1 protein-coding gene is annotated in these 265 nt (G+C 29.8%); it reads right to left on the reverse strand.

Annotation, left to right across the window (positions count from 1 at the left end):
- Nucleotides 1–265: replication initiation protein (locus C9J34_RS21665; RefSeq protein WP_153062677.1), on the reverse strand; the 265-nt coding region annotated here is incomplete at both ends.

A 265-nucleotide genomic window follows, 5' to 3' on the forward strand; every position in this document is an offset into this window, starting at 1 on the left:
ACCAAATTAAATCAAACCCAATAATAGAACGCCCTCTTTTCTGTTCGTTATAACGAACATCAAGTTCTGTAAATTGGTTAATTTCATCGATTGCAGCATCAAGTACATATTGTTTAAACAAACTTGTATTATTTTGATAAGTCTTTTTTGTTTCAACACCAAATAAACGCATAATGGCGTCTTTTGAAATGGTTTTATGCCAATAACCATAATGAGCTTTTAAATAATCATATAACGTCCAACTGAAACCACTTTTAAATTGTGA

It is taken from the genome of Metasolibacillus meyeri, from assembly GCF_003049505.1.
Taxonomy (GTDB): domain Bacteria; phylum Bacillota; class Bacilli; order Bacillales_A; family Planococcaceae; genus Metasolibacillus; species Metasolibacillus meyeri.